Here is a 4,148-nt window from a genome sequence, read left to right as displayed (position 1 = left end):
CAGGCCAAGAACGCCGAAGCCGACGCAGACCTGGACATCTCGGGCGAGGGTGCGTCCGTGCGTACGCTCGTGGTCTCGGCGTCGGAGGAGACCGAGATCGCTCGCGAGACCTGCCGCATCCTGGCCGATTGAGCACGCCGTACGTGCGTCCGTTCTAGCTCAGGAACACGTCGGCGGTCGCGGGGAGGTCGCGCACCCGGACGCCGGTGGCGTGGCTGGCGGCGTTGAGGATCGCGGCCGACGTGCCGACGATCCCGATCTCGCCGATCCCTCGAGAACCCATCGGCGTGGACAGCTCGTCGACGTCGTCGAGCCACTCCACCCGTAGGTCGCGTACGTCGGCGTGCGAGGCCACGTGGTAGCTGGCGAGGTCCTGGGTGACGACGTGGCCGAAGCGGGGGTCCTGGTAGGCCTCCTCGAACAGCGCCGCCGAGAGGCCCATGGTGAGTCCGCCGAGGAACTGCGAGCGGGCGGTGATCGGGTTGATGACCCGGCCGACGGAGTAGACCCCGAGGAGCCGCGGGACGCGTATCTCGCCGGTGAGCCGATGCACCCGGGTCTCGGCGAAGACGGCGCCGAAGGAGTGCAGGGCGTGGCCGGCGGCGTCGGGGTAGGCGTCGGCTGTCGTGGTGGTCTCGACGCCGGGATCGGGGTGCTCGCCGTGATCGGCCCGGAACTGCTGGGCGGTCTGGGTGATCGCGGTTCCCCAGGAGTTCGTGCCGGACGAGCCGCCGGCCACGGTGGCCATGGGAAGGTCGGTGTCGGCGATGGCCAGGTCGATGCCGTGGGGGTCGACGCCGAGCGCGTCGGCGGCGATCTGCGTCAGTACGGTCCGGGCCCCGGTGCCGATGTCGACCGCGCCGATCGAGACGGCATAGCGGCCGTCGTCGATAGCGACGACGCGTGCGGCGTTGCCCGGGAAGAAGCTGCAGGGGTAGGTCGCGGACGCGACACCGGTGCCGACCCACCAGTCGCCCTCGAGCGTGGCGCGAGCCTCGGTGGGCCGTCCCTCCCACCCGAAGATGTCGGCGCCGCGATGGAGGCACTCGACCAGGCGCCGGTTGTTGAAGGGATTTCCGGTCTCGGGGTCGACCTCGGGCTCGTTGCGCTCACGGAGCTCGATCGGGTCGATGCCGGTCGCCTCGGCGAGGTCGTCCATCGCCACCTCGAGGGCGAACATGCCGGGCATCTCGCCAGGTGCCCGCATCCACGACGGGACGGCGACGTCGAGTGCCGCGACCCGGTGGCTGGTGCGGCGGTGCGGGGCGGCGTACATCATCCGTGCGGGGACGGCGGTCTGCTCGACGAACTCCTTGACCTTCGAGGACTGACCGACCGCGGCGTGCTCGAGCGCGACGATGCGGCCGTCGGGCTCGGCGCCGATCCGCAGGTGCGAGACGGTCCTGGTGCGGTGGCCGGTGAGGCCGAACATCTGCTGGCGGGTCACGGCCAGCTTCACCGGCCGGCCGTCGGCCCAACGGGCGGCCAGGGCGACGGCCATCTCGGGGCCGTGGGGCAGCCCCTTGCTGCCGAAGCCGCCGCCGATGTAGGGCGCGATGACGTGCACCCGGTCCTGGTCGATCCCGAGCATCGGGGCCACGGTCGAGGCGACACCGTGGACCGCCTGCGTGGAGTCCCACATCGTCAGTGACCCATCGCGCCAGACCGCCGTGGCGGCATGCGGCTCCATCGGGTTGTTGAACTCGTGCGGGGTGGTGTAGGTCTGCTCCAGCCGAACCGGCGCCGCCGCCCAGGCGGTGTCGAAGTCGCCTTGGTCGGTGTCGGTCTCGAAGCCGCCGTTGGCCGCCCCGGGTGCGTAGGTCTCGGCGCCGTCGAAGACCACCTTCGCGGCCTCCGCCTCCTGGTGGACGCGGACGAGACGCGCGCCCTCGCGTGCGGCCTCGAGGCTCTCGGCGAGCACCAGAGCGACGATCTGGCCGCGGAACCCGATCCGGTCGTCCTGCAGCACCGCCAGCTCCCGATCCTCGGTGTCCGCCAGGCGGGGAGCGTTCGTGTGGTCGAGGACCGCGACGACGTCGGAATGCGTCAGCGCCTCGGTGGCGTCGACCCGCAGGACACGTCCTCTCGCGGTCGTCGCGGTCACCAGCCAGGCGTGCAGCGGCGCCTGCTCGAGAGCGGCATCGTGCTCGACGGCATAGGCCGCCCGGCCCGTCACCTTCTCGCGTCCGTCGACACGGTCGAGGACGGTGCCCATCGAGCGCGCTTCCAGCGGTCGGGCGGTCATCGCGGAACCTCCGTAGGGGCCAGTCGGGACAGAGCAACGGTGGTGGCGCCGCGCAGCAGCGCTCGCTTGTAGTCGTTGTCGGGACCGGTGACCGCGTCGTGGAGCTCCTCGTCGACCGCCGAGGCGATCGCGGGTTCCTCGAGCGGTTGACCGCGGAGCGCATCCTCGGCACGGGTCGCACGCCAGGGCTTGTGGGCGACGCCGCCCCAGGCCAGCGCCACGTCGGTGACCACACCGTCCTCGACGGAGAGTGCCGCGGCCACCGAGACCAGCGCGAAGGCGTACGACGCCCGGTCGCGCGCCTTGTGGTAGGTGGACCGTTTCGCCAGCGGCGTGGTCGGCAGCTCGATGTGGGTGATGAGCTCGCCGTGGGCCAGAGTCGTTTCGACCTCGGGATGGTGCGCGGGCAGGGTGTGCAGGTCACCGATCGGGATCCGGCGCTCGCCGTCGGGGCCTAGCACGACGATCGTGGCGTCCAGAGCCGTGAGTGCGACCGCCATGTCGGAGGGGTGGGTGGCGACACAGGCCTCGCTGGTGCCGAGCAGAGCGTTGTAGCGTCCGTATCCCTCGATCGCCGAGCACCCGCTGCCGGGCTCGCGCTTGTTGCACGGCGTGGTGAGGTCTTGGAAGTAGACGCATCGGGTGCGCTGCAGAAGATTGCCGCCGGTCGTGGCCTGGTTGCGGATCTGCCCCGACGCGCCGGCGAGGAGTGCCCTGGTCAGGCCGGGCCATCCGCTTCGCACCAGCGGGTGCGCCGCCAGGTCGCTGTTGCGTACGTTGGCACCGATCCGAAGACCGTCGCCGGTCTGCTCCACGGCGTCGAGCGGCAGCCGACTGATGTCGACCAGCACCCTCGGTGTGCTGAGGCCGAGCTTGAGATGGTCGACCAGGTTGGTCCCGCCGCCAAGGAAGCGGGCCTGCTCGTCACCGGTCACCGATGCGACGGCCTCCTCGGCGGTCGCCGGCACTTCGTACGTCATCTCTCTCATCGGCCGGCCGCCTCTCGCACGGCGTCGAGAATGCCGACGTACGCGCCACATCGGCACAGGTTGCCGCTCATCCGTTCGCGGATCTCGTCATCGTCCAGATCGACATCGGCCTCGAGGTCGGCGCTCACATGGCTGGGGTGCCCCTGCTTGGCCTCCTCGATCACGCCGACCGCGGAGCAGACCTGGCCCGGGGTGCAGTAGCCGCACTGGTATCCGTCGTGGGCGAGGAACGCCTGCTGTACCGGATGGAGATCGCCCTCATCGCCTTCGGCGGCCAGCCCCGACGCGGTCACGATCTCGGCTCCGTCGTGGGCCACGGCCAGCGCGAGGCAGGTCAGATGCCGACGGCCGTCGAGCAGGACCGTGCACGATCCGCACTGTCCGTGATCGCACCCCTTCTTGGGCGAGGTGTTGCCGACGCGCTCACGTAGCGCGTCGAGCAGTGTGGTGCGGGTGTCGACCACGACCTTCTGGTCGGTCCCATCGATCCGCATCGAGACTGTCTGTTCCATGTGCCCTCCCGGGCTGGGCGTCCGGCTCGTGCCTGAACAGTGCCCACCGTCGCCGAAAGTCATGCACAGCGGAGCCCGCTCAGAGTCGTGCGCCTCTCTTTGTCCAGCCCTTCTGGGCTGAGGCTGCGTCTTCGGGGGTACTGCTTCGTTGAGAGTCCTCATCAAGCAGAGAGGAGAGCGCCGTGTCTGAAGACGTGGTCGACCTCATCATGCAGGACCACCGAGAGGTGGAGAGCCTGTTCGAGAAGCTTCAGCAAGACCCGGACGTACGTGCTGGCCTGACCCCGATCCTGGTGACCCTTCTGGCGGCGCACAGTCGTGCTGAGGAGGCCGAGGTCTATCCGGTCGCCAGGGACGAGGCCGGTGAGGCGGAGGAAGTCGCGCACAGTCAGGAGGAGCACC

4 protein-coding genes are annotated in these 4,148 nt (G+C 70.2%); 1 reads left to right on the top strand and 3 read right to left on the bottom strand.

Features of this window, described 5'->3' with window-relative positions; genetic code table 11:
- Positions 1-154: 154 nt before the first annotated feature.
- The 3 genes from ACRDPS_RS24725 to ACRDPS_RS24715 are packed head-to-tail and all read right to left on the bottom strand — an operon-like array spanning position 155 to position 3,746.
- Positions 155-2,245 (bottom strand): xanthine dehydrogenase family protein molybdopterin-binding subunit, encoded by a 2,091-nt coding sequence (locus ACRDPS_RS24725; RefSeq protein ID WP_431504326.1) that lies wholly within the window; start codon positions 2,243-2,245, stop codon positions 155-157.
- Complete coding sequence (locus ACRDPS_RS24720) at positions 2,242-3,225, bottom strand: FAD binding domain-containing protein (RefSeq protein ID WP_431504325.1); 984 nt, start codon at positions 3,223-3,225, stop codon at positions 2,242-2,244. The genes ACRDPS_RS24725 and ACRDPS_RS24720 overlap by 4 nt, the downstream gene beginning before the upstream one ends.
- Before the next feature lie 5 nt (positions 3,226-3,230).
- Positions 3,231-3,746, bottom strand: a complete 516-nt coding sequence (locus ACRDPS_RS24715; RefSeq protein ID WP_431504324.1) for a 2Fe-2S iron-sulfur cluster-binding protein — start codon at positions 3,744-3,746, stop codon at positions 3,231-3,233.
- A gap of 182 nt (positions 3,747-3,928) precedes the next feature.
- On the opposite strand from ACRDPS_RS24715, the gene ACRDPS_RS24710 reads away from it, so the two are divergent.
- The coding region (locus ACRDPS_RS24710; RefSeq protein ID WP_431504323.1) for a hemerythrin domain-containing protein at positions 3,929-4,148 on the top strand (220 nt) is incomplete at its 3' end.

Source organism: Nocardioides sp., assembly GCF_050699375.1.
Taxonomy (GTDB): domain Bacteria; phylum Actinomycetota; class Actinomycetes; order Propionibacteriales; family Nocardioidaceae; genus Nocardioides.
Note: the sequence above shows the minus strand (reverse complement) of the source record. Positions and strands in the feature narration are given on the sequence as shown.

Bases quoted from the DNA above. Each gene is read 5' to 3' on its own strand.
- ACRDPS_RS24725 (WP_431504326.1), bottom strand. From the start codon at position 2,245: ATGACCGCCCGACCGCTGGAAGCGCGCTCGATGGGCACCGTCCTCGAC.
- ACRDPS_RS24720 (WP_431504325.1), bottom strand. From the start codon at position 3,225: ATGACGTACGAAGTGCCGGCGACCGCCGAGGAGGCCGTCGCATCGGTG.
- ACRDPS_RS24715 (WP_431504324.1), bottom strand. From the start codon at position 3,746: ATGGAACAGACAGTCTCGATGCGGATCGATGGGACCGACCAGAAGGTC.